Source organism: Serratia sp. EWG9 (genome assembly GCF_019913725.1).
Taxonomy (GTDB): Bacteria; Pseudomonadota; Gammaproteobacteria; order Enterobacterales; family Enterobacteriaceae; genus Serratia; species Serratia ureilytica.
The window spans coordinates 88642-112626 of record NZ_JADNRO010000003.1 but is presented as its reverse complement, the minus strand read 5'-3'; the positions used below and the strand labels follow the sequence as shown (position 1 = coordinate 112626).

27 protein-coding genes are annotated in these 23985 nt (G+C 62.7%); 13 read left to right on the top strand and 14 right to left on the bottom strand.

Annotated elements, in window-relative coordinates; translation table 11 throughout:
* Position 1 precedes the first annotated feature (1 nt).
* A complete protein-coding gene (locus ITX55_RS08735) occupies positions 2 to 1039 on the top strand; it encodes a M48 family metallopeptidase (RefSeq protein WP_033652342.1) in 1038 nt (345 codons plus the stop codon).
* 46 nt (positions 1040 to 1085) lie between these two features.
* On the opposite strand, the gene gpmA is transcribed toward ITX55_RS08735, so the two are convergent.
* The 9 genes from gpmA to modE form a co-directional block, all read right to left on the bottom strand.
* Positions 1086 to 1838, bottom strand: a complete 753-nt coding sequence (gene gpmA / locus ITX55_RS08730; RefSeq protein WP_016928714.1) for a 2,3-diphosphoglycerate-dependent phosphoglycerate mutase — start codon at positions 1836 to 1838, stop codon at positions 1086 to 1088.
* 216 nt (positions 1839 to 2054) lie between these two features.
* Positions 2055 to 2402, bottom strand: a complete 348-nt coding sequence (locus ITX55_RS08725; protein WP_046896799.1) for a PsiF family protein — start codon at positions 2400 to 2402, stop codon at positions 2055 to 2057.
* Between the two features lie 196 nt (positions 2403 to 2598).
* Positions 2599 to 3642 (bottom strand): galactose-1-epimerase, encoded by a 1044-nt coding sequence (gene galM, locus ITX55_RS08720; RefSeq protein WP_108680290.1) that lies wholly within the window; start codon positions 3640 to 3642, stop codon positions 2599 to 2601.
* Entirely contained in the window at positions 3636 to 4787 is a 1152-nt protein-coding gene (galK, locus tag ITX55_RS08715; protein WP_046686587.1) for a galactokinase, read from the bottom strand. Before galK ends, galM begins: the two co-directional genes overlap by 7 nt.
* The gene (galT, locus tag ITX55_RS08710; RefSeq protein WP_089191311.1) at positions 4784 to 5836 is read right to left on the bottom strand and encodes a galactose-1-phosphate uridylyltransferase; all 1053 of its coding nucleotides are present in this window, start codon (positions 5834 to 5836) and stop codon (positions 4784 to 4786) included. Before galT ends, galK begins: the two co-directional genes overlap by 4 nt.
* Positions 5837 to 6120: 284 nt before the next feature.
* Positions 6121 to 6939 carry a CPBP family intramembrane glutamic endopeptidase gene (locus ITX55_RS08705; protein WP_147837712.1) on the bottom strand — a complete coding sequence of 273 codons (819 nt, stop codon included), beginning with the start codon at positions 6937 to 6939 and terminating at the stop codon, positions 6121 to 6123.
* A gap of 165 nt (positions 6940 to 7104) precedes the next feature.
* Entirely contained in the window at positions 7105 to 7677 is a 573-nt protein-coding gene (locus tag ITX55_RS08700) for a cysteine hydrolase family protein (protein WP_033642216.1), read from the bottom strand.
* Between the two features lie 95 nt (positions 7678 to 7772).
* Positions 7773 to 9260, bottom strand: coding sequence for a molybdate ABC transporter ATP-binding protein ModF (gene modF / locus ITX55_RS08695; RefSeq protein WP_042785657.1), 1488 nt, complete (start codon positions 9258 to 9260; stop codon positions 7773 to 7775).
* Between the two features lie 90 nt (positions 9261 to 9350).
* Entirely contained in the window at positions 9351 to 10142 is a 792-nt protein-coding gene (gene modE / locus ITX55_RS08690; protein ID WP_033652348.1) for a molybdenum-dependent transcriptional regulator, read from the bottom strand.
* A gap of 192 nt (positions 10143 to 10334) precedes the next feature.
* Here modE and ITX55_RS08685 point away from each other — a divergent pair, with 192 nt between their 5' ends.
* The 4 genes from ITX55_RS08685 (at position 10335) to modC (ending at position 13170) form a co-directional block, all read left to right on the top strand.
* Entirely contained in the window at positions 10335 to 10484 is a 150-nt protein-coding gene (locus ITX55_RS08685; RefSeq protein WP_004939813.1) for an AcrZ family multidrug efflux pump-associated protein, read from the top strand.
* Between the two features lie 158 nt (positions 10485 to 10642).
* Positions 10643 to 11416: a molybdate ABC transporter substrate-binding protein gene (modA, locus tag ITX55_RS08680; RefSeq protein WP_197793595.1), complete on the top strand. Its 774-nt coding sequence runs from the start codon at positions 10643 to 10645 to the stop codon at positions 11414 to 11416.
* Positions 11413 to 12102 carry a molybdate ABC transporter permease subunit gene (modB, locus tag ITX55_RS08675; RefSeq protein WP_033642225.1) on the top strand — a complete coding sequence of 230 codons (690 nt, stop codon included), beginning with the start codon at positions 11413 to 11415 and terminating at the stop codon, positions 12100 to 12102. Before modA ends, modB begins: the two co-directional genes overlap by 4 nt.
* Positions 12103 to 13170 (top strand): molybdenum ABC transporter ATP-binding protein ModC, encoded by a 1068-nt coding sequence (modC, locus tag ITX55_RS08670; protein WP_223085002.1) that lies wholly within the window; start codon positions 12103 to 12105, stop codon positions 13168 to 13170.
* A gap of 31 nt (positions 13171 to 13201) precedes the next feature.
* Here the strand turns inward: modC and ITX55_RS08665 are convergent, their stop codons facing one another.
* Positions 13202 to 14020, bottom strand: a complete 819-nt coding sequence (locus tag ITX55_RS08665) for a pyridoxal phosphatase (RefSeq protein ID WP_042785658.1) — start codon at positions 14018 to 14020, stop codon at positions 13202 to 13204.
* 178 nt (positions 14021 to 14198) lie between these two features.
* Between ITX55_RS08665 and pgl the strand changes: the two genes are divergently transcribed.
* On the top strand, positions 14199 to 15194 hold the full coding sequence (gene pgl, locus ITX55_RS08660; RefSeq protein WP_033652352.1) for a 6-phosphogluconolactonase: 996 nt from the start codon (positions 14199 to 14201) through the stop codon (positions 15192 to 15194).
* A 64-nt stretch (positions 15195 to 15258) separates the two neighbouring features.
* Here pgl and ITX55_RS08655 read toward each other — a convergent pair whose 3' ends face one another.
* Positions 15259 to 15741, bottom strand: coding sequence for a kinase inhibitor (locus ITX55_RS08655; protein WP_072628155.1), 483 nt, complete (start codon positions 15739 to 15741; stop codon positions 15259 to 15261).
* A gap of 32 nt (positions 15742 to 15773) precedes the next feature.
* Positions 15774 to 16742 (bottom strand): CDF family Co(II)/Ni(II) efflux transporter DmeF, encoded by a 969-nt coding sequence (gene dmeF, locus ITX55_RS08650; RefSeq protein ID WP_072628154.1) that lies wholly within the window; start codon positions 16740 to 16742, stop codon positions 15774 to 15776.
* 78 nt (positions 16743 to 16820) lie between these two features.
* On the opposite strand from dmeF, the gene ITX55_RS08645 reads away from it, so the two are divergent.
* Both ITX55_RS08645 and ITX55_RS08640 read left to right on the top strand, forming a co-directional pair.
* The gene (locus tag ITX55_RS08645; protein ID WP_025301915.1) at positions 16821 to 17096 is read left to right on the top strand and encodes a metal/formaldehyde-sensitive transcriptional repressor; all 276 of its coding nucleotides are present in this window, start codon (positions 16821 to 16823) and stop codon (positions 17094 to 17096) included.
* A 2-nt stretch (positions 17097 to 17098) separates the two neighbouring features.
* The gene (locus ITX55_RS08640; protein WP_025301916.1) at positions 17099 to 17500 is read left to right on the top strand and encodes a YkvA family protein; all 402 of its coding nucleotides are present in this window, start codon (positions 17099 to 17101) and stop codon (positions 17498 to 17500) included.
* 4 nt (positions 17501 to 17504) lie between these two features.
* Here the strand turns inward: ITX55_RS08640 and bioA are convergent, their stop codons facing one another.
* On the bottom strand, positions 17505 to 18779 hold the full coding sequence (gene bioA / locus ITX55_RS08635; protein WP_223085001.1) for an adenosylmethionine--8-amino-7-oxononanoate transaminase: 1275 nt from the start codon (positions 18777 to 18779) through the stop codon (positions 17505 to 17507).
* An 88-nt stretch (positions 18780 to 18867) separates the two neighbouring features.
* On the opposite strand from bioA, the gene bioB reads away from it, so the two are divergent.
* The 4 genes from bioB to bioD are packed head-to-tail and all read left to right on the top strand — an operon-like array spanning position 18868 to position 22474.
* Positions 18868 to 19905 (top strand): biotin synthase BioB, encoded by a 1038-nt coding sequence (bioB, locus tag ITX55_RS08630; RefSeq protein ID WP_033652413.1) that lies wholly within the window; start codon positions 18868 to 18870, stop codon positions 19903 to 19905.
* Positions 19905 to 21056, top strand: a complete 1152-nt coding sequence (gene bioF / locus ITX55_RS08625) for an 8-amino-7-oxononanoate synthase (RefSeq protein WP_197752540.1) — start codon at positions 19905 to 19907, stop codon at positions 21054 to 21056. Before bioB ends, bioF begins: the two co-directional genes overlap by 1 nt.
* Positions 21040 to 21807, top strand: a complete 768-nt coding sequence (gene bioC, locus ITX55_RS08620; RefSeq protein WP_223085000.1) for a malonyl-ACP O-methyltransferase BioC — start codon at positions 21040 to 21042, stop codon at positions 21805 to 21807. The genes bioF and bioC overlap by 17 nt, the downstream gene beginning before the upstream one ends.
* The gene (gene bioD, locus ITX55_RS08615) at positions 21800 to 22474 is read left to right on the top strand and encodes a dethiobiotin synthase (protein WP_108680294.1); all 675 of its coding nucleotides are present in this window, start codon (positions 21800 to 21802) and stop codon (positions 22472 to 22474) included. The genes bioC and bioD overlap by 8 nt, the downstream gene beginning before the upstream one ends.
* A 24-nt stretch (positions 22475 to 22498) precedes the next feature.
* Here the strand turns inward: bioD and ITX55_RS08610 are convergent, their stop codons facing one another.
* A complete protein-coding gene (locus ITX55_RS08610) occupies positions 22499 to 23221 on the bottom strand; it encodes an ATP-binding cassette domain-containing protein (protein ID WP_033652359.1) in 723 nt (240 codons plus the stop codon).
* A gap of 453 nt (positions 23222 to 23674) precedes the next feature.
* Here ITX55_RS08610 and ITX55_RS24020 point away from each other — a divergent pair, with 453 nt between their 5' ends.
* Positions 23675 to 23803, top strand: a complete 129-nt coding sequence (locus ITX55_RS24020; RefSeq protein ID WP_255326645.1) for a hypothetical protein — start codon at positions 23675 to 23677, stop codon at positions 23801 to 23803.
* The last annotated feature ends 182 nt before the right edge of the window (positions 23804 to 23985 follow it).

Sequence of the window (23985 nt, the reverse complement as noted above, 5' to 3'; positions counted from 1 at the left end):
GATGATCCTTGAAGGCGCTTATCAGTTGCCGGGGCGGGCCGCACGTGAGGCGGCTCGTCTGCTGGTGAACGAAAGCGGCGAAGGCGTGACGTTGCAGCGGCAGGATGAACAGCGTTACATCCCGCTGACGGACATCACCGTTTCTGCCGCGCTGGGCAATATTCCGCTGACGCTCACCTTCAAGGGGGGCGGGCGCTTTGTGCCCGACGACGACGCGGCCTTTCGCCGCTGGTTCTATCAGCGCCGTTCGCCGGGGTGGGTGCATCGCCTGGAACGCCATAAACGCGGCGTCGCCCTGGCGCTGCTGATGACGCTGTTGGCGGTAGTGGCTTACGTTTACGTGGTGCTGCCGTGGGCGAGCAGCGAGATCGCCATGCGCATCCCCACCTCGGTGGAACAGAAGCTGGGCGAACATACGCAGACGTTCTTGGAGCAGAGTGGCTTCGCGCCCTCGGCACTGCCGGCCGAGCGGCAACGGGCGCTGCAGCAGCTGTTCCGGCAGGTGATGCCGGCCGACATGCGCCAAGAGCGCACGCCGCTCTCGCTGAAGTTGATGGCGGCGCCCGGTGCGCCGAACGCCTTTATGTTGCCGGACGGCACGCTGGTGCTCAGCGATAGCCTGGTCACCTTGTCGAAAAACGACGATGGCTTGGCGGCGGTGATGCTGCACGAAATGGGGCATCACGCTTATCGCCATCCGATGCGCATGTTGGTGCGTTCGTCACTGGTGGCGTTGACGCTGATGTGGATGACGGGTGACGTCAGCGGCATCGGCGACACGTTGCTGCAGTCCGCATCCTTCGTAAATGAGATGCAGTTTTCTCGCGGGATGGAGCGTGAGGCGGATGCGTTTGCGATAGCGGAAATGCAGCGCCAGGGGCGTTCGCTGGCGGAAATGGCGGCGATCTACCGCGCGTTGGCACAGGCGCCTGAACGAGAAAAGACCGATGACTGGGCGCTGCCTGCCTGGCTCAGCACTCATCCGGCGATGCAGGAACGGCTGGATGCGGTGAATGAGGCGATGGCGCAGCAGAAATAAAAAAGCCCCCGGTGAAAACCGGGGGCTTTTTCGTGAACCGGCGAAATTACTTCGCTTTACCCTGATTCGCCACGGCCGCCGCTTTTGCAGCGATCTCATCGGCGTTACCCAGGTAGTAACGTTTGGTTGGTTTGAAGTTCTCGTCGAACTCATACACCAACGGCACGCCGGTTGGGATGTTCAGCTCGAGGATTTCGTCTTCGCTCAGGTTATCCAGGTATTTCACCAGCGCGCGCAGCGAGTTGCCGTGCGCCGCAACGATCACGCGTTCGCCGCTCTTGATGCGTGGCAGGATCTCTTCGTCCCAGTAAGGGATAACGCGATCGATGGTCAGCGCCAGGCTTTCGGTCAGCGGCAGCTCTTGCTCGCTCAGCGAGGCGTAACGCGGATCGTGGCCAGGGTAACGTTCGTCTTCTTTGGTCAGCTCCGGCGGGGTCACCGCGAAGCCGCGACGCCATTGTTTCACCTGCTCGTCGCCGTATTTTTCAGCGGTTTCGGCTTTGTTCAGACCCTGCAGCGCGCCGTAGTGACGTTCGTTCAGCTTCCAGGATTTTTCGGTTGGCAACCAGGCCTGATCCAGCTCGTCGAGGATGTTCCACAGGGTGTGGATCGCGCGCTTCAGTACGGAGGTGTAAGCGAAGTCGAAAGTGAAACCTTCTTCTTTCAACAGCTTGCCTGCTGCTTTCGCTTCGGTGCGGCCCTTGTCGGACAGATCAACATCATACCAACCGGTGAAGCGGTTTTCTTGGTTCCACTGGCTTTCGCCGTGACGCACCAGAACCAGCTTAGTTACAGCCATAGCTTAACTCCTTAATAATCTGACATTTCAATGATAACGAAAATCATTATATTGCCGCGGGCCGGGGCTCGGCAATCGATAGTGTCTAACCATAGCCAATTTCTTGCCGCAAAGTAAGGGCTGGAGAAAGGAAAAAGCTGAATCGTTCAGCCTGAGGCGGAAGGGTGAGAAACGGCGCGTCGGAATCGCTTCGGACGCGCCGTGGCAGAGGGAAAATCAGGCCGATTTTTTCAGGCAGTTGCTCATGAAGGTTTTACGCGCGTCGCCCTTCAGATTCTTGGTCTTGGCGTCGGCGTTGCAGGTTTTCATCTTCTGCTGCTGCGGCGTCAGGGTTTTGCCCGTCGCAGCGGCGCCTTCGGATTTCAGACAGGTGCTCATAAAGGTGGAGCGATCCGCGCCTTTCAGCGACTTGGTGGATGCCTGCTGGTTGCAATCGGTCATGCGTTTCTGTTGGGCCGCCTGCGCCGGCGAAGGCGTTTTTGTCGCCGTCGTCGCGTCGGCCGCCATCAGATTGGTGCTCAGCATTAAGCCCGCCAGCAATGGAAGTGCAGTAATCAGACGCATAGGTGTTCCTTCAGCTATTGATTGGCCGCCATCGGCCGAAAATTGTGACGTTGCACAAGGCGTTGTGCTTATCACGGTAGCCTGAGTGTAGTGCGCGCTTTGGAATAAGGGAAGGTGGGCCCGGCGGGGGGATAGGGCTAAAAGGTAAGCATTTATAACAAATCGCCCCCGGCCGCACGGCGAGGGGCATGGCGGGTTAGATAGGATAAAACTGATAATGCGTGGCGCTGCGGTAGCGGCTCCCCGGCTGCAGCCAGCAATCCGGCTGCGGCCACTCGGGATGGTGCGGGCTGTCCGGCAAAAACTCGCTTTCCAGCGCCACGCCGGCATGGTTGGCATAGCTGCCGCCGTCGCGCGCCGGCGTGCCGGCCAGAAAATTGCCGCTGTAGAGTTGCAGCGCAGGTGCGTCGGTGAACACGCTCATTTGCACCTGCCCGTCGGCGGACCATAAATGGGCCGCCGGGCTTTCCAGCGCGCCGCAGATGCGGTGCAACAGAAAGGCGTGATCGTAGCCGTTGACCCGCTGTTGGTCGCGATCGCGCAGGAAATCCTGCAGCAGCGTTTTCGGTTGACGAAAATCCATGCCGCTGCCGTCCACCGGCGTCAGCTCGGCGCAGGGAATGCCCTCGGCGTCGACGGGCAGATAGCGATCGGCGAACAGCTGCAGCCGTTGGGCGCGGGCGTCGGTGCCGGGGCCGTCCAGATTGAAATAGGCGTGGTTGGTCAGGTTGACCGGGCAGGGGCGATCGACCTGCGCCAGATAGCTGATTTCCATACGATTATCGGGGGTCAGGCGGTAGCAAACCTGCACGTTGAGATTGCCGGGGAAGCCCTGATCGCCATCCGCTGAATGCAGCGCATAGCAGACCTGGTGCGCATCCTGCTGTACCCGGCGCCAGCGGCGGGTATGAAAACCGTCGGGGCCGCCGTGCAACTGGTGCGCGCCCTGATTGGCGAGCAGCGCATGGGATTTACCGTCGATGGGCAGGCTGGCGTTGGCGATGCGGTTGGCGTAACGGCCAACGGTGGCGCCCAGATAGGCGCCCTGACGTTGATAGTCTGCGGCGCTGCGGCAGCCGAGCAGCAGCTCGCGTTTTTCGCCGGATGTGAGCGGCAATACCGCGGACAACCAGGTGGCGCCCCAGTCCATCAGGGTGACGGTCATGCCGCCGGCGTTTTGCAGCCGCGTCAGCTGGTAAGGCTGCCCATCGGGCGCCGCTTCCGTGCTCACCGTCAGCATGTGCCGGCCCCCTGCGAAGCCTGGCAGACGTAAAACGTTTCCCGCAATCCGCCGGTTTGCAGCGGATACTCGTGCGCCACGGCGGCGCGCACCGTTTCCACGAGGTCCTGCGGCATCAGTGCGACGATGCAGCCGCCAAAGCCGCCTCCGGTCATGCGCACGCCGCCGCGCGGGCCGAGGGTCGCTTTGACAATCTCGACCAACCGATCGATTGGCGGCACGGTGATTTCGAAGTCGTCACGCATCGAGGCGTGGGACTCCGCCATCAGCCGGCCCATGCGTTGCAGATCGCCGGCCGCCAGCGCATCGGCCGCCGCCAGCGTGCGGGCATTCTCGCTGATGACATGGCGCGCGCGTTTGGCCACCAACGGATCCAACTCATGTTGACGCGCTGCAAACTGTTCGGGGCTGACGTCGCGCAGCGCCTTGACGCCGAAGAAACGCGCCGCTTCTTCGCACTGTTTGCGGCGGGTGTTGTATTCGCTGTCCACCAGCCCGCGTTGCACATTGGAGTTGATGATCACCACCGCCACGCTGTCCGGCATCGGCACCGCGCGAGTCTCCAGCGAGCGGCAGTCGATCAGCAGAGCGCTGTCGCGCCGGCCGAGCGCGGAGATCAGCTGGTCCATGATGCCGCAGTTGCAACCGACGAATTGGTTCTCCGCCTCCTGGCCGTTCAGCGCCAGCGCCACGCCGTCCAGCGGCAGCTGATAGAGCGCCTGCAGCGCCTGGCCCACCGCCACTTCCAGCGCGGCGGAGGAGCTGAGCCCCGCGCCCTGCGGCACATTGCCGGCGATCACCAGATCCGCGCCGCCGAAATCGGCGTTACGGCGCTGAAGGTGCTTCACCACGCCGCGGACATAGTCGGACCAGCGCTGGTCGGGATGGCTGACGATCGGATCGTCGAGCGAGAATTGATCCTGCTGATTCTGATAATCGGCGGCCAGCACGCGGATCTGGCGGTCGTCGCGCTTGGCGCAGGCGATAACGGTTTGGTAATCAATGGCGCAGGGCAGCACGAAGCCGTCATTGTAATCGGTATGCTCGCCGATCAGGTTCACCCGCCCCGGCGCCTGGATGGTCAACGCCGGCGCATAGCCGAAGTGTTCGGTAAACAGGGAATGGGTAAGCGGTTTCAGGCTCATGCTTGGGCTCCGGCTTCACGGTAATGAATATCGCTGACGGCGCGCAGACGCTCTGCGGCCTGTTCGGCGGTCAGGTCACGCTGGGTTTCCGCCAGCATCTCGTAACCGACCATAAATTTGCGCACGCTGGCTGAACGCAGCAGCGGTGGATAGAAATGGGCGTGCAGCTGCCAGTGCCGGTTGTCGGCGCCGTTGAACGGCGCGCCGTGCCATCCCATCGAATAGGGGAACGAGCACTGGAACAGGTTGTCGTAGCGGCTGGTCAGCTTCTTCAGCGCCAGCGCCAGATCGCGGCTTTGCGCCGCGCTGAGATCGGTGATGCGCTGCACCGCCGTTTTCGGCAGCAGCAGCGTTTCAAACGGCCAGGCGGCCCAGTAGGGCACCACCGCCAGCCAGTGTTCGGTGTTCACCACGATGCGTTCGCCTGCGGCCAGCTCGCGCTGCGCATAGTCCAGCAGCAGCGGGGAGGCATGTTCCCGGAAATAGTCGTGTTGCAGGCGATCTTCGCGTTCGGCCTCGTTCGGCAGAAAACTGTTGGCCCAGACCTGTCCGTGCGGGTGCGGGTTGGAGCAGCCCATCGCCGCGCCTTTGTTTTCGAACAGTTGCACCCAGGGGTAGTGCTTGCCCAGCTCCTCGGTTTGCGCCTGCCAGGCGGCGATCACCTGCTCCAGCGCCGGCAGCGTCAGTTCGGGCAGGGTCTTGCTGTGATCGGGAGAGAAACAGATAACCCGGCTGACGCCGCGCGCGCTCTGGCTGCGCATCAGCGGATCGTGGCTGTCGGGCGCCGGCGGCGTATCGCTCATCAGCGCGGCGAAATCGTTGGTAAAGACATAGGTGCCGCGATATTCCGGATTGCGATCGCCGGTGACGCGCGCATTGCCCGGGCACAGGAAACAGTCGGGATCGTGCGTCGGCAGCGTTGCCGTGGGGACGCTCTCCTGTTGGCCCTGCCAGGGGCGCTTGGCGCGGTGCGGTGAGACCAGCACCCACTGGCCGCTCAGCGGGTTAAAGCGGCGGTGCGGATGGTCGATAGGGTTAAATTCCGTCATACGGTTCCTTTCTTGGCGTCGACGAGGGTGTAATCGCTTCCAATTACCGTCTTGATACGCCCATTGCTGAACAGGGAGTGGTCAATGCGCAAAAAGATAGCATGGCTACAGCGATAAAAAGGTGATCCAACGCGAAAAATGGAATCGTTTACACTTCAGTGAAAAGCGCCGGACAGGCGGCGTAAAGCAGCATGCAAAGCGGTTGATGGCGGGGCGGTGAGGCGCTTGTGATAGCGTTTTCATCCAGCCACCGGCAGAGAAGCGCTCTCTGCCGGTGTCAGACGTTAGGGATGCTGATACAGCGGGTAGGTGAAGAACAGCAGATGGGTCAGGTTCAGTCCGAAATGGAACAGAATCGGCACCCACAGACGGCCGCTCCACATCCACGCCAGGCCGTAGATCACCCCGGCGAGGGTCGCGAAGATCACCATCAACGTACCGCCCGCCAGATGCGCGGCGCCGAACACCAGGGAGGCGACGATCAGCGCCGGCCAGGCCCCCAGCCACTGGCTGAGGCGCTGCTGCAGGTAGCCGCGAAACAGCGCTTCTTCGGCCATGCAGACGAAGAACAGGTTCGCCATGACGAAGGGCAGGATCCAGGCGGGCGCATGCAGCTCGATTTTTAAGCCGCCCAGCGCCACCGCCAGCAGCAACAGCGCCGGGACGGCCAGCAGCAGCGCAATCCAGCCCGCCTTGCCGCCGTTGCCGCCGCGTTCGGCGGAAAACAATGTGGGCAAGCAGGCGAACAGCAGGAACGGCACCATCGCCTTGTCGAAGTTGTAATACATGGTGAACGGCGCGCTGAGCGGGCCGGCCTTTTCGCCGTCGATCATCAGCTGGTTGTGGATGCCCGGCACCAGATGCAAGAACAGCGCCACGCAGCCGGCGATCACCAACCCTTCGAGCGCGATCGCCAGATTACGCTGCGCGCGAAAATGATGACGCAGCCCCGCCAGCGCCACGATGGCCAACAGGCAACCCAGGCTGAGTGGCGTCAGCACCCCATGATAAAGCCCCATGCCCGCCGAGGCGGCCAGGATCACCCAGGCTATCAGCCGGTTAAACGGCAAGAAAAATAACGAAGCAGCCAGTACGCCCCACATAATATATCCCTTAAATATGTACACGGCGCTCAGCGCCTTTGCGGCGTGCGATGATGGCGAAATTGAGCGCTAAAGCGGATAGTAGCACACCAGAATGACGCTAAAGGTCGGGGCAGTGATGCATTCGTGCATTATGCCGGCCGACACAACCGGCGGCGATGCGGGTTAGCCTCTCATCCAGGCCTGCGAACGGGTGATTTCGGCCAGATTTTGCAGGGTATCCAGACTCTGCTGGTGGATCTCCTGCGTAGGGGCTGCGCACAGATCGTGCAATACGGTCACCTGAAAGCCGGCGTCGTGCGCCTGACGCGCGGTGCTTTCGATGGCGAGCGGCGTGCTGATGCCCGCCAGCAGCAAATGGTGGCACCGATGTTGCCGCAGCCAGGCTAACAAATTGTTACCGGAGAAGGCGCTAACCGCCGTTTTTTCAAACTGCAGATCGGTCTCTTCCCGGTGCAGCTCGGGCACCCAGCGGCATCCCGGGCCGTTTAGCCGCAGCGCGCCGATCTGCTTGAGATGGTTGAACAGCGGCGAGTGAGGCGGGATGTCATGATAATCGTCGGCGAATCCCACCCGCACCCAAATTACCGGGATTTTTCGCACCCGCGCATAGGCCGCGGCGGCATTGACGTTGGCGAGCAGGTGGGTCGCCGCCACCTGTTCACGGCAGTGGTTGGCGCGGCCTTTGGGCCCGATAAGATCCTCGATCAGGTCGATGATAATCAACGCAGCGGACATGGCGTCTCCAGAAAATGGCTTTCTTTCTTTCTATGATAAAAGGCCAAATGTGATGTGCTGCGGTGAAGTGTTGCCGGATATGTTTACGCCGCGTTTCAGACGGAGGCCGCCTCCAGCCGCTGGTGTTGATAGCCGTAGCCGCCCTCGCCGTCGGGCACGAAGCTGAGGCGGTGGGTGATGCACTGCGGCGCATCTTCGGCATGGTGCGAAACGAACAGCAGCTGCGTGGCGCCCTGGCCGATCAGCACGTCGATGAAGCGGCGCACCAGCTGGCGATTGAGCGGATCCAACCCTTGCAGCGGCTCGTCGAGGATCAGCAGCGCCGGGTGCTTCACCAGCGCGCGGGCGATCAGCGCCAACCGCTGTTGGCCCCAGGAAAGGCTGTGGAACGGGGCGTCACCGCGTGCGCCGTCGAGCCCGAGCAGCGCCAGCCATTGCTCGGTCAGCTGCCGCTGGCGATCCGAGACCGCCTGATAAATGCCGATCGAATCGAAGAACCCCGACAGCACCACGTTGCGCACGCTGGTGTTGACGCGATAATCCAGATGCAGGCTGCTGCTGACGTAGCCGATATGGCGTTTGATTTCCCAGATGGTTTCCCCGCTGCCGCGGCGGCGGCCGAACAGCGTCAGATCGTTGCTGTAGCCCTGCGGGTGATCGCCGGTGATCAAACTGAGCAGGGTGGATTTGCCGGCGCCGTTCGGGCCGACGATCTGCCAGTGTTCACCGGGGTTCACCTGCCAGTCGAGATGATTGAGGATCGGCCGATCGTTATAACTGACCACGCCGTCACGCAGGACGATCAGCGGACGATCCGCCGGCAGGGCCTCTTTTTGCGTCGGATCCTCCGTTTCCGGCAGCGCCAGCCCGCTGAGATTTTCGCTGTGCGCCAGCTGCGCCACCAGCGCGTCCGCCATCACCTGGCTGCGCGGCCCGCGGTTGGTCAGGGTGCAGTCCGCCAGCACGCCCACCTGCCGGACAAAATCCGGTATTTCGTCGAAACGGTTGAGCACCAGCACCACGGTCTGTCCCTGGGCGGAAAGCTCGCTCAGCAGCGCGGCGAGCTGCGCGCGCGAGTGCACGTCCAGCCCGTCGAAAGGTTCATCGAGGATCAGCAGGTCGGGTTGTGGCATCAGCGCGCGGCACAGCAGGGTTTTACGCGTTTCGCCGGTAGACAGGTATTTGAAGCGGCGCGTCAGCAGGGCGGTAATGCCGAATTGCGCGGCCAGTCGCTCACAGCGCGCGACGTCTTTCACCTCTTCCTGAATGATCTCCGCCGCGGTACGGCCGGTGTCGTCTTCGTCCGCGCTGAGCAGATCGGTATTGTTGCGTTGCCACTCGTCGCTGACCATCTTTTGCAACTGTTCGAAGGAGATGCGCACCGCATGCTGAAAGTCGTTGCGGCGTTCGCCGCGCAGCAGAACCAGTTCGTCGGCCAGCGCGCGCGCCAGGGCGGATTTGCCGCTGCCGTTGGCGCCGACGAAGGCCCAGCTTTCACCGGCCTGGATCGCCAGCGCTTCCAGCGTCAGGGTGCGGGTATCGCTCAAGCGGAATGAACCTTGCGAAATGTGCAACGACGACATCACCTGTTCCTTTTTTTGCAATTATTTGCCTTAGAAATAGGCGCATTGCCGGGTGATGTCAATCAACAAAAACGCAACATCACGTTGCGCTTAACACAACGTGGCGACAATCACCCGATCGGCGTTGAACAGGGCGTGTACGGCGTCGCCGACGCTCAGCTGCAGGCGCTGCAGCTCCGCCGTCGTCAGGGTGGCGCACAGGGTTTCGCCGCCCGCCAGCGTCACCAGCACCTCGCTGTGTTCGGCGCCCGGCTGAATGCCGGCCACCACGCCCGCCAGCGCATTATCCGCGTCGGCGTTATCGGCCGCATCGACGCTCAGACGCACCCAGGGCGCCTTGATCAGCGCCAGCACCTCTTTGCCGGGCGTCAGCTGCAGCCGATCGGCGCTTTGCTGGGTAATGGCCGCCGTCAGGCGAGTGCTGCCGTCGTTCAGCAGGATCGCCAGATGCTGCTGTACCTGCTGGTGGTCGCGTTCGATCACGGTGCCGAAAAACTGATTGCGTGCGCTGGTTTGCAGCGAGAAGCGCGAGATGGCCGCCAGCAGGCTGTCGAGCGGCAGATCGTCCTGCTGCAGCACGTCGAAGGCTTTTTGCTGCACCTGGCCCAGCAGATCGTACAGCTGGATCAGCCGTTGGCCGTAGTGCGTCAGATGCGCGCCCCCGCCGCCTTTGCCGCCGGTGGCGCGTTCCACCACCGTTTGTTCCGCCAGTTGGTTCATCTCATTGATGGCGTCCCAGGCGCTTTTGTAGCTGATGCCCGCCAGTTTGGCGCCCTGGCTGATGGAGCCGGTGTGCTGCACCTGTTTCAGCAGCGCGATGCGGCGCGGATCGGCGAACAGCTTTTGCTGGAGTTTGAGAGTCAGAAGAATTTCGGCCTGCATAGCGCATCCTGTCGGCGGCAAAAATCGTATTGTCGCCGATTTGGCGGCAAAGCGCCAAAGGGCACGTTTGGCCGATCACAATTTCGCCTCGCTGGCTAAAATAACTCCGGTTTTAGCGATTTTTTGGGTTAGAATAACCCGATATGCGGTGAAAGGCATTTGCCGCTCAATGGGCAGTTAAGCGAGGCTATCATGTTGGAATTATTGAAAAGTCTGTTATTCGCCGTGGTGATGGTGCCGGTGGTCATGGCGCTCATTCTCGGCTTGATCTACGGTTTTGGCGAAGTGTTCAACGTCTTCTCCAAAGTGGGCCGTTCGAAAGAAAACCGCACCCAGCACTGACCGTTCCCCATCCCGATACCCGTCGGCATCGCCCGGCGGGCATTCCTCAAGTTATCTCACGCTTTGCCGATAAACCGCATGACAAGCTTTCGCGCAACGTTATATTATTTTTTATATAACGAAGAGTGATAATGCACGTTAACTTGCGGAGAAAAACAATGAAACAGCAATGGACCCAATGGGTTGGCGGGATCGTGTTGGCATCGGGCCTGGTGACTCAGGCCTCGGCGGCGGAAAAGATCACCGTGTTCGCCGCCGCGTCGCTGACCAACGCGCTGCAGGACATCGCCACCCAGTATCAAAAAGGCAAGGACGTGCAGGTGGTTTCCTCCTTCGCGTCGTCCTCGACGCTGGCGCGCCAAATTGAGCAGGGCGCCCCGGCCGATCTGTTTATCTCCGCCGATCAACAGTGGATGGATTACGCCATCGACAAGCAGCAGATGGTGAAAGACACCCGCTACACGCTGCTGGGCAACGAACTGGTGCTGATCGCCGCCAAGAACGATAAACAAGACAAGATCGCCATCGACAAGCAGACCGATTGGGCCAAACTGCTGAACGGCGGCCGCCTGGCGGTGGGCGATCCGGATCACGTGCCGGCCGGCATCTACGCCAAAGAGGCGCTGGAGCATCTGGGCGCCTGGCGCGCGCTGGAGCCTAAACTGGCGCGCGCCAACAATGTACGCAGCGCGATGGCGTTGGTGGAGCGCGGTGAAGCGCCGCTCGGCATCGTCTACGGTTCCGACGCGGTCGCCAGCGACAAGGTGAAAGTGGTGGGCGTGTTCCCGGAAGACAGCCACAAACCGGTTGAATATCCGATGGCGATTGTGAAAGATCGTCAAAATCCGACGGTCAGCGCTTTCTATACCTATTTGAAGAGCCCGGAAGCGGCCGCTATTTTCGAACATTATGGATTCACCCCGCGTAAATGATTCTGAGCGAGTACGAGTGGCAGGCGGTTGAGCTGAGCCTGAAAGTTTCCGGTTTGGCGGTAGTCTGCAGCCTGCCGTTCGGCATTCTGATGGCCTGGGTGCTGGTGCGCTGCCGTTTTCCCGGCAAGGCGCTGCTCGATGGCGTCATTCACCTGCCGCTGGTGCTGCCGCCGGTGGTGGTCGGTTATTTGCTGCTGATCGCCATGGGGCGGCGCGGCGTCATCGGCGAGCGGCTGTACGATTGGTTCGGCTTCAGCTTCAGCTTTAGCTGGCGCGGCGCCGCGCTGGCGTCGGCGGTGGTGGCGTTTCCGCTGATGGTGCGCGCCATTCGGCTGGCGCTGGAGGCAGTGGATACCCGGCTGGAACAGGCGGCGCGCACGCTGGGCGCCAATCCGTGGCGGGTGTTTTTCACCATCACGCTGCCGCTGTCGCTGCCCGGCGTCATTGTCGGCGTGGTGCTGGCCTTCGCCCGTTCGCTGGGGGAGTTTGGCGCCACCATTACCTTCGTCTCCAACATTCCCGGTGAAACCCGCACCATTCCGCTGGCGATGTATACGCTGATTGAAACGCCGGGGGCGGAGGCCGCCGCCGCGCGTCTGTGCGTGATCGCCATCGTGCTGTCGCTGGCTTCGCTGATGGTGTCCGAATGGCTGGCCCGCTGGGGCCGCAAACGGATGGGGGTGTAAATGCTGGAGCTGGATTTCTCGCAGCAGCTGGGCGACCTCAATCTCAACGTCCGCGCCGATTTGCCGGCGCAGGGCATCACCGCGATTTTCGGCCTGTCCGGCGCGGGCAAAACTTCATTGATCAACGCCATCGGCGGCCTGACCCGTTTGCAGCAGGGGCGCATCGCGCTCAATGGCCGCACGCTGGTGGATACCGCCGCGGGCCTCTGCCTGCCGCCGGAAAAGCGCCGTATCGGCTATGTGTTTCAGGAAGCGCGCCTGTTCCCGCACTATCGGGTGCGCGGCAACCTGCAGTACGGCATGGCGGCCGGCATGCGTGCGCAGTTCAACACCATCGTCGAGCTGCTGGGCATCGGGCCGCTGCTTAATCGGCTGCCCCTGACGCTCTCCGGCGGTGAAAAACAGCGGGTGGCGATCGGCCGCGCGCTGCTGACGGCGCCGGAACTGCTGCTGATGGACGAACCGCTGGCCTCGCTCGATCTGCCGCGCAAACGCGAGCTGCTGCCGTATCTGGAGCGGTTGGCGCAGGACGTGAACATCCCCATCCTCTATGTCAGCCACAGCCTGGACGAGATCCTGCGCCTGGCCGAGCAGGTGTTGGTGCTGGATCGCGGCGAGGTGCGCGCGTTCGGCGGGCTGGAAGCCGTCTGGGCCAGCAGCGCGCTGCGGCCGTGGCTGCAACGTGAAGATCAGAGCAGCGTGCTGCGCGTCAGCGTGATTGAGCATCATCAACGTTATGCCATGACCGCGCTGGCGCTCGGCGATCAGCGGCTGTGGGTCAGCGGCATCGACGCCGAGTTGGGCACTCAGCTGCGCATTCGCATCAATGCCGCCGACGTCTCGCTGGTGCTGCAGCCGCCGGTCAACAGCAGCATTCGCAACGTGTTGCCGGCCAAGGTCAGCGAGTGTCTGGACGTGGGCGGGCAGGTGGAAGTGAAGCTGGCGGTCGGGGAACACGTGCTGTGGGCGCGCATCACGCCTTGGGCGCGAGACGAACTGGCGATCCGCCCCGGGCAGTGGCTGTACGCGCAGGTGAAGAGCGTGTCGATCAGCCGCGAGAGCCGTTAAGGCGGGCCCTCCCGGCGGGAGGGCGAAAAGACTAGAGTACGCGGGTGCGGATCACCTCGGCGATGCCCGGCTGCAGGTTATCGGCGATCACCAGATCGGCGCGTTCCTTGATCGCGTCATCGGCGTTGCCCATCGCCACGCCCAAACCGACCGCTTCCAGCATGCTGATATCATTGTAGTTGTCGCCGAACGCCACCACCTGATCCATGCTCAGTCCCTGCGATTCCACCCATTGGCGCAGGCGCTTGCCTTTGCTGTTGCCGCCTTTGGCGATATCCACCTGATCGTGCCAGGACCATTCGCACGCCAACCCCAGCTCTTTTTCCACCGTGTCGGCAAACTTGCGCAGCGCCGGAATATCGGCGTGCGAGGTGGCGAATTTCCAGATCGCCTGCGCGTCGTCGGCCGCCTGCGCCAGGCTGCCGACCTGCAGCAGCGTCGGGCGCTGCGCCGCAGGCAGGGTTTCGGCCCAGGCCAGCGAGCGAGTCACGTGGCCGCTCGGTTCCTGATACAGCATGGCGTCGTCAACGTACATCAGCCCGTGAATGTCGGTCTGTTTGAGCATCCGCAGCACCTGTTTGGCCTGCTCCTTCGCCAAGGGATCGGCGGCCAGCACCTTTTTCTGCTGAAAATCATACAGGTAAGTGCCGTTGCAACAGATGGCCGGGGTGTCAATCTGCAGCGCCTGGTAGAACGGATGGATGGCGACGTGATGGCGGCCGGTGACCACCACCACCTGGACGCCGGCGGCGCGCGCCTGCGCCAGCGCTTCCAGCGACTGCGGTAAGATGCGTTTTTGATTGTCCAGCAGGGTGCCGTCAAGATCGAGGGCGATGACGCGGTAGCTCATAGGGTTCTCGTTATCGTTAGCCATAAAATTAATCCGATGGTACACCGGATAGCCAATGGAGAAAACCGCGTGAGCTTCCGGTGCTAAGCAGGGTTGCCATGCGACGGATGTGCGGTAAGCTAGGGACAATCGAACGGCCTGAAACCGGTTCCTCTTTTACCCTTTGCAAGGAGAACACATGAAGCAAATCGTTTATGTCGCCAGCCCGGAGAGCCAGCAGATCCACGTCTGGCAGTTGGACGACGCCGGCGCGCTGACGCTGCTGCAAACCGTTGACGTGCCGGGCCAGGTGCAGCCGATGACCCTTCATCCGGACAAGACTCACCTGTACGTCGGCGTGCGTCCGGCGTTCGGCATCGTCAGCTACCGCATCGAGGCGGACGGCACGCTGCAGCAGGCCGGTATGGCGCCGCTGCCGGGCAGCCCGACCCATATCTCCACCGATTTGCAGGGGCGTTACCTGTTCTCCGCTTCCTACAGCGGCAACTGCGCCAGCATCAGCCCGATCGGCCACGACGGCGTGGTCACGGCGCCGATCCAACAGATCGACGGCCTGAGCGCGCCGCACTCCGCCAACATCGATCCGACCAACCAGCTGGTGCTGGTGCCGTGTCTGAAAGAAGACCGCATCCGTCTATTCAACCTGAGCCTGGCGGGCCAGCTGACGCCGCACGCGCAGGACGCGGTGGATATCGCCGCCGGCGCCGGTCCGCGCCATATGGCGTTCCACCACAACGACAAGTTCGCTTATTGCGTCAACGAGCTGAACGGCACGGTGGACGTGCTGGCCATTTCGGAAAACGGCGGCAAATACACCGTGACGCAAACGCTGGATATCATGCCGGACGATTTCGACGGCACCCGCTGGGCGGCGGACATTCATATCACGCCGAACGGCCGCTTCCTGTACACCAGCGATCGCACCGCCAGCATTCTGACCCTCTTCAGCGTCTCCGAAGACGGCGGCACGTTGAGCGTGGTCGGCTATTATCCGACCGAAGCGCAACCGCGCGGTTTCAATATCGATCACAGCGGCCGCTTCGTGATTTCGTCCGGCCAGAAGTCCGATCACATCGCGGTGCATGAAATTGATCAGGCCAGCGGTCAGCTGACTATGTTGGCGCGTTATCCGGTGGGCAAAGGCCCGATGTGGGTAAGCGTGCTGGCGAAGTAATTCGGCGGGCAGAGCAGAAAAGCGCGGTTCGGTTGAGCCGCGCTTTTTTATGGGCGGAGATCAATCAGTTGAACATCACCGTCAGCGTGGCGCTGCCGAGGCTGTGGAAATGCACGTTAAAGCCCACCAACGCGCCGCTGGAGCCTTCATCCACCTCAATGCTCTCCACGTCCAGCGCATGCACGGTGAACTGATAGCGGTGGCGTTCGCCATTCGGCGGCGCGGCGCCGCCGTAACCGGCCGAGCCGAAGTCGGTACGGGTTTGCAGCGCGGCGCTCGGCAGCGGCGCTTTGCCGGAGCCTGCGCCCTGCGGCAGCTCGCGCACGTCGGCCGGAATATTGGCCACCACCCAGTGCCACCAGCCGGAGCCGGTCGGGGCATCGGGATCGTACAGGGTGATGACGAAGCTTTTGGTGCCGGCGGGCACGCCGTCCCAGGCCAGGTGCGGCGACAGGTTATCGCCGCGGTAGCCCATGCCGTTGAAGACCTGCGTCTGCGGCATTGTGCCGCCGTCCTGCAGATCGTTGCTGTACAAACGAAAAGCCATAATGACTCCCAGTTGTCGATAAACGCGGACCCTTAAGCTAGATCTTTTCGGTGGAACAATACAACCCCTTGCGCCAGCGGCGGACGGTTGATCTCGACGGTGACATGCACCAGTTCGGGATGCGCGGCCAACAGTTGGCGCACCCGATCGGCGGTGAGGGCGCGATCGGCGCTGCTCAGGGCGAGGACACAATGATATTTTCCTTTGCCGATGCGGCCTACATGCAAATCGGTCAGCGTGAGCGCGTGGCCGGAAGCGGCCAGGGCCTGGCGGATCTCTTGCGCCACCGGGGCGTCCATTTCGGCATCCAGCAAAATCTTTCCGCTATCGCGCATCAGGCTATAGGCCCAGGCGGCCACCATCGCCGCGCCGACGATGCCCATCAGCGGATCGAGCCAGGCGGCGCCCCAAAGCTTGCCGCCGAACAGCGCGACGAGCGCCAGCACCGAGGTGGCGGCGTCGGCGAGCACGTGAACATAGGCGGAACGCAGGTTGAGGTCATGATGAGTGTCGTCGTGGTCATCCCCGTGATGATGATGGTGGCCGCCACCGCGCAACAGCCAGGCGCAGAGCAGGTTGACGGCCAGCCCGATCGCGCCGATGGCGATGGCTTCGTTGTAATGAATCGGGCTGGGATTCAGCAGCCGCTGCCCAGACTGAAACAGCATCAGCGCCGCCACCAGCACCAACAACACCGCGCTGGTGTAACCGGCCAGCACTTCGATCTTCCAGGTGCCGAGGCTAAAGCGGCGATCCTTGGCCAGCCGGCGTGCGGCGCCGTAAGCCAGCACCGACAGGCCCAGGGCCAGCGCGTGCGAACTCATGTGCCAGCCGTCGGCCAGCAGCGCCATCGAGTTAAACAGCCAGCCGCCGGCGATCTCGATAGCCATCATACTGGCGGTGAGTATCACCGCCCATCTGGTGTTTCTTTCGGCCAATGGGTTACCATCGTCAAAAACGTGGCTGTGCTCGCGGTGCAAAACGGGCGCGTGAGACGTCATGGTGAAGTTCCTCAGCAAAAGATAGTGTGCTGAAATATACTATACCCCAGTATAGTAAATAACAATCAGGCGGAAATGATGAGCCATACCCACAGAGATCAAAAGAAGCTGTTGGCGCGGGTGCGCCGCATTAAAGGGCAGGCCGAAGCGCTGGAACGCGCGCTGGAGAGCGGCGGCGAATGTTCGGCTGTTCTGCAGCAGATCGCGGCGGTGCGCGGTGCGGTCAACGGCCTGATGGCGCAGGTGCTGGAAGGGCATGTGCGCGAACATCTGGCTGCCGCGGACGCTACGCCGCAGCAGCGCGAGCAGGACATCGAGCAATTGATGACCGTTTTACGTTCTTATATGAAGTAATCATGATTTCACTGAAAAAACGCACGCCGTGGTTCGGCTGGCTGCGCCGTTGGGCCAAAGGCATCAAGCGCGATATCTACGCGCTGTGGCTGGCCGCCCGTGATAAGCGCACCCCGTGGTACGCCAAGCTGATCGCGCTGCTGGTGGCCGGCTATGCGATCTCACCGATCGATCTGATCCCGGATTTTATTCCGGTGCTGGGCTATCTGGACGATGTGATCATCGTGCCGTTGGGCATCATGTTGGCGGTGCGGCTGATCCCCAAACCGCTGATGGCCGAGCTGCGCGAGAAGGCGCAAAAGCGCGTCGATAATCCCACCGGCCGCATGGCGGCGGCGATGATCATTTTACTGTGGCTGCTGTGTTTGGGATTGCTGGCCCGCTATCTGGACCAGCATTGGTAAGGCATTAACGCGCGGCGGCGGCGACGGCGGCGGTCAGGCGGCTGAGCTGGTCCGCTTCGATGATGTAAGGCGGCATCAGGTAAATCAGCTTGCCGAACGGCCGGATCCATACCCCGCGCTCGACGAACCCGCGCTGCAGCTCGGCGACATCCACCGGTTCGTGCATCTCCACCACCCCAATCGCGCCCAGCACCCGCACGTCGGCCACTTTCGGCAGCGCCGCCAACGGCAACAGTTCCCGCTTCAACTGGGTTTCGATGGCGCTCACCTGCGCCTGCCAGCGATTTTCCGCCAGCAGCGCCAGACTGGCGTCCGCCACGGCGCAGGCTAGCGGATTGCCCATAAAGGTCGGCCCGTGCATAAAGCAGCCGGCCGCGCCGTTGCTGATGGTCTCCGCCACATGGCGGGTAGTCAAGGTGGCGGAAAGGGTCATATAGCCGCCGGTCAGCGCCTTGCCCAGACAGAGAATGTCCGGCACCACCTGCGCGTGCTCGCAGGCGAACAGCTTGCCGGTGCGGCCGAAACCGGTGGCGATCTCGTCGGCGATCAGCAGCACCTGATGGCGATCGCACAGCTCGCGCACCCGCTTGAGGTAGGTCGGATGGTAGATGCGCATGCCGCCGGCGCCTTGCACCACCGGTTCCAGGATCACCGCCGCCACTTCACCGGCGTGCTGCTCCAGCAGCGCGGCGAACGGCGCGATATCCTCTTCACGCCATTCCTCGTCGAAGCGGCACTGCGGCGCGGTGGCGAACAGGTGCGGCGCCAAATACCCCTGATAAAGGCTGTGCATCGAATTGTCCGGATCGCAGACCGACATCGCGCCGAAGGTATCGCCGTGATAGCCGTGGCGCAGCGTCAGGATGCGCTGCCGGCGCTCGCCGCGCGCCTGCCAGTACTGCAGCGCCATTTTCAGCGACACTTCTACCGCCACCGAACCAGAGTCCGCCAGGAACACGCACTGCAGCGCTTCCGGCGTCATTTCCACCAGCCGACGGCACAACGAGATGGCGGCCGGATGGGTAATGCCGCCGAACATCACGTGCGACATCTTCTCCAACTGCTGGCTGGCGGCCTGATTCAGGCGCGGATGGTTGTAACCGTGGATCGCCGCCCACCAGGAGGACATGCCGTCCACCAGACTCCGGCCGTCCGCCAGCTGCAGTTCGACGCCGCTGGCCGATTCGATCGGGTAACAGGGTAACGGGCGGCTCATGGAGGTGTAGGGGTGCCAGATATGGCGTTGGTCAAACGCCAGGTCGGAAGCGGTGACAGACATTGTTGTAAACCAAATTGGATTAAGATTGGTTGACAGTATATCCACAATATTTAAACTGGCGACACTTTTTCGTTTTGGAGACGCCATGATGGCCGACCGCATTCACTGGACAGTAGGGCAAGCCCAGGCCCTGTTTGATAAACCGCTGCTGGAACTGCTGTTCGAAGCGCAAACCGTACACCGCCAGCACTTTGACCCGCGTCAGGTGCAGGTCAGCACGCTGCTGTCGATCAAGACCGGCGCTTGCCCGGAAGACTGCAAATACTGCCCGCAGAGCTCACGCTACAAGACCGGCCTGGAGTCGGAGCGGCTGATGCAGGTCGAGCAGGTGCTGGAATCGGCGCGCAAGGCCAAGGCGAACGGTTCGACCCGTTTTTGCATGGGCGCGGCGTGGAAGAACCCGCACGAGCGCGATATGCCTTATCTGCAGCAAATGGTGCAGGGTGTGAAAGCGATGGGCATGGAAACCTGCATGACGCTGGGCACGCTGGACGGCACCCAGGCCGAGCGGCTGGCGGAGGCCGGGCTGGATTACTACAACCATAACCTCGACACCTCGCCGGAGTTCTACGGCAACATCATCACCACCCGCAGCTACCAGGAGCGCCTGGATACGCTCGACAAGGTGCGCGACGCCGGCATCAAAGTGTGCTCCGGCGGCATCGTCGGGCTGGGTGAAACGGTGCGCGATCGCGCCGGGTTGCTGGTGCAGCTGGCCAACCTGCCAAAACCACCGGAGAGCGTGCCGATCAACATGTTGGTGAAGGTGAAAGGCACGCCGCTGGCGGATAACGATGACGTCGATCCGTTTGATTTCATCCGCACCATCGCGGTGGCGCGCATCATGATGCCATCTTCTTATGTCCGTCTCTCCGCAGGCCGCGAACAGATGAACGAACAGACGCAGGCGATGTGCTTCATGGCCGGCGCCAACTCGATCTTCTACGGTTGCAAGCTGCTGACCACGCCGAATCCGGAAGAAGACAAAGACCTGCAGCTGTTCCGCAAGCTGGGGCTCAACCCGCAGCAGACCGCAACCGAACACGGCGACAACCAGCAACAGCAGGTGCTGGCCAAGCAACTGCTGAACGCCGATACCGCCGAGTTTTACAACGCGGCGCCGTGATGAGCTGGCAGCAACGCATCGAGCAGGCGCTGGCTGAGCGGCGCCTGAACGCCGCCTACCGCCGGCGACAGACCACCGAGGGCGGCAATGGCCGCCAGATCCGGCTCGGCGATCGTCTCTATCTGAACTTCTCGGGCAACGACTACCTGGGGCTGAGCCAGGATACGCGGGTGATCGCCGCCTGGCAGCAGGGCGCGCAGCGTTACGGCGTCGGCAGCGGCGGTTCGGGCCACGTGACCGGTTTTAGCGCGGCGCATCAGGCGCTGGAAGAGCAACTGGCGGCGTGGCTCGGCTATCCGCGCGCGCTGCTGTTCATCTCCGGCTACGCCGCCAACCAGGCGGTGCTGGCGGCGTTGATGCAAAAGGGCGACCGCATTTTGGCCGATCGTCTCAGTCACGCCTCGCTGCTGGAGGCGGCGGCGCAGTCGCCGGCCGAGCTGCGCCGGTTCCAGCATAATCAACCGCAGGCCTTGGCGGATCTGCTGGCCAAACCCTGCGACGGGCAGCGGCTGGCGGTCACCGAAGGGGTGTTCAGCATGGATGGCGACGGCGCGCCGTTGGCAGAGCTGCATCGCTTAACCCGTGCGGCGGGCGCCTGGCTTATGGTGGACGACGCCCACGGCATCGGCGTGCGCGGCGAACAAGGCCGCGGCAGCTGCTGGCAGCAGGGCGTGCGCCCTGAACTGCTGGTGGTGACCTTCGGCAAGGCGTTCGGCGTCAGCGGCGCGGCGGTGCTGTGCGATGAGGCGACCGCCGAGTATCTGCTGCAGTTCGCCCGCCATCTGATCTACAGCACCGCGATGCCGCCGGCGCAGGCCTGCGCGCTGCAGGCGGCGCTGGCCCGTATTCGAGAGGGCGATGATCTGCGCGCCCGGCTGCAGGACAACATCCGGCGTTTCCGCCAGGGCGCGGCGCCGTTGGCGCTGACCCTGACGGATTCCGACACCGCCATCCAGCCGCTGCTGGTGGGGGATAATCAGCGCGCGCTCGATCTGGCGACCCGCCTGCGCGAGTGCGGCCTGTGGGTGAGCGCCATCCGCCCACCGACGGTGCCGCCGGGCGGCGCGCGGCTGCGCATTACCCTGACGGCGGCGCATCAGCCGCAGGACATCGATCGCCTGCTGGAGGTGCTGAATGACGTCAGCCAATGACACTGTGAACAAACAGGCGGTCGCCTCGGCCTTCAGCCGCGCGGCCGGCAGCTACGACGCCGCCGCCGAGCTGCAGCGTGACGTTGGCGAGCGCTTACTGGGGATGGGGAGTTCCCACCCGGGCGAACAGCTGCTGGACGCCGGCTGCGGCACCGGCTATTTCAGCCGAATGTGGCGTGAGCGCGGCAAACGGGTGACCGCGCTCGATTTGGCGCCGGGCATGCTGGAGGTCGCCCGCCAACGGCAGGCGGCGCATCATTATCTGCTGGGCGATATCGAACAGGTGCCGCTGCCCGATGCGGCGATGGACATCTGCTTCAGCAGCCTGGTGGTGCAGTGGTGCAGCGATCTGCCTGCCGCGCTGGCAGAGCTGTATCGCGTGACCCGTCCCGGCGGCGTGATCCTGTTTTCCACGCTGGCGGCGGGCTCGCTGCAGGAATTGGGGGACGCCTGGCAACAGGTGGACGGCGAACGTCACGTGAACGCCTTTTTGCCGTTAACGCAGATCCGCACCGCCTGCGCCGCCTATCGACACGAGCTGGTGACGGAGTTGCGCACCCTGAACTACCCGGACGTGATGACGCTGATGCGTTCGCTCAAGGGCATCGGGGCGACGCATTTGCATCAGGGGCGTGAGGGCGGCCTGATGTCGCGCGGCCGCTTAGCCGCGCTGCAGGCGGCTTACCCGTGTCGGCAGGGGCAGTTCCCGCTCAGCTATCATCTGGCTTATGGAGTGATTTATCGTGAGTAAACGTTGGTTCGTGACCGGCACCGACACCGAAGTGGGGAAAACCGTCGCCAGCAGCGCCTTGCTGCAGGCCGCCAACCGGGCGGGCTACCGCAGCGCCGGCTATAAGCCGGTGGCCTCCGGCAGCGAGATGACCGCCGAGGGGCTGCGCAACGGCGACGCGCTGGCGCTGCAGGCCAACAGCGGTGTGGCGCTGGATTACGACGAAGTGAACCCTTACGTATTTGCCGAACCGACCTCGCCGCATATCGTCAGCGCCGATGAAGGCCGGCCGATCGACGCGGCGCGGCTGTCCGACGGCCTGCGCCGGCTGGAGCAGCGCGCCGACTGGGTGCTGGTCGAGGGGGCCGGCGGGTGGTTTACCCCGTTGTCGGCGGAGTACACCTTCGCCGACTGGGTGCGGCAAGAGCAACTGCCGGTGATCCTGGTGGTGGGCATCAAGCTGGGCTGCATCAACCACGCGGTGCTGACGGCCCAGGCGGTGCAACAGGCCGGGCTGACGCTGGCCGGTTGGATCGCCAACGACGTGGTGCCGCCGGGGCGGCGGCATCAGGAATACCTGGCTACGCTGCGCCGTATGCTGCCCGCGCCGCTGCTGGGCGAAATCCCGCACCTGCCGCAGGCCGAACGGGCGCCGCTGGGGCAGTATCTGGATATCAGCCTGCTATAAATTCCCATGAGGGGGGCCTCTCCCTCATTCTCCTTCCGATCCCGCCAGCCCGGCGCCGATCAGCGCCTCATCCAGCTGCGCCAGCGCGCCGTGCGCCACGGTGCGCCCGCTATCGAGCAGACAAAAACGATCCGCCACCCGGCGCACGAACGGCAGCTGATGCTCTACCAGCAAAATGGTCATGCCCAACTCATAGTTGAGCCTGCGGATCACGTTGCCGATGTCGGCGGCGATCGAGGGCGGTACGCCCGTTGTCGGTTCGTCGAGGATCAGCAGCGCCGGCTCCTGCGCCAGAGCACGACCAATCGCCAACTGGCGCTGAGCGCCTTCGCACAGATCGCCGGCGCGGCGGGTGCGCATCTGGCGCAAATTGGGAAACAGGCTGTAGATCAGCGGCGGAATGCGGTAAGGGGCGCCGCGCACGGCCATCTGCGCCACTTGCAGATTCTCTTCCACGCTCAGCTGCGAGAAGAGTTGCCGCCCTTGCGGGACGTGGCTGATGCCGAGTGCGGCGCGGCGCTCCATCGGTTGCAGCAGCAGGTTTTGCGGCGGCTGATCCGCCGGCTGCCAGGTCATGCTGCCGCTCACCACCGGCAAATGCCCCATGATGCAGTTGACCAGCGTGGTCTTGCCCACGCCGTTGCGCCCGAGCAGCACGGTGCACTGGCCGCGCGGCAGCTCCAGGTTGATGTCCCACAGGGTATGATTTTGCCCGTAAAATTGATTGACCGATCTCAGACTCAGCATGTGGCATTCTCCTCATAGACATAGGCGCCCGTTCCACTCGTTGGTGGGGTGCTGCAAAGGCCGCATTGGCGGTTGATTTCCCGAGTGTGGCAATGTCCGGAACAAAATGCCGTCCCTCCGATTCACCTGAGCAATGTCTGCGGTGGACGGAAAGACAGTCAATATGTCGTGAAAAACGACGTTTATGACGACTTGGTGTCGTTCTCGCGCTTTTACGAGGCATAGCCAGGCAGCGGTTGCACGCCGCATTCGGCAGCGCATTATGCTGTCGCGCCTCGTTCGCACGCGGGAAGATAAAGCAACTCCCAGGCCAGTTTTGCCACTGGCCGAAAAGAGGGAGTGTTATCGCTTTGTTAACCGCCTGTCAGGCCCGACGCGCTCTGCCGCGGCGGCCTGAAAATACGCCGGGAAGTTAACCCGGACGTTTTTTGCACTCTTGTGGTGCTCTCCGGCGTGGGCGTGGTGCAAGGCGTTGCGCCGCCGTCAAGCGCGATCGGCGTGAAAGGGGGCAATGCGATTTTGGCAATGGGGATTTTTAGTATTAATCGGCATAAACAAAGCGATATTTTTATGAAAAAATAACTAAAAAAGCCATTTTGGCGAGTGTAAAGGGCGAAAAGCTTTCTTTCTGTAACTCCCGCCACGGGCGGGGCGGTGAGAGTTATCCACTATTCCTGTGGATAACCTTGTGCATTAGATTTAGAAAAACGCTGTAAAGCGAGAGCCGACGCGGGTTCTGTTCGCTTTGTCCGCAATCTCGTCTT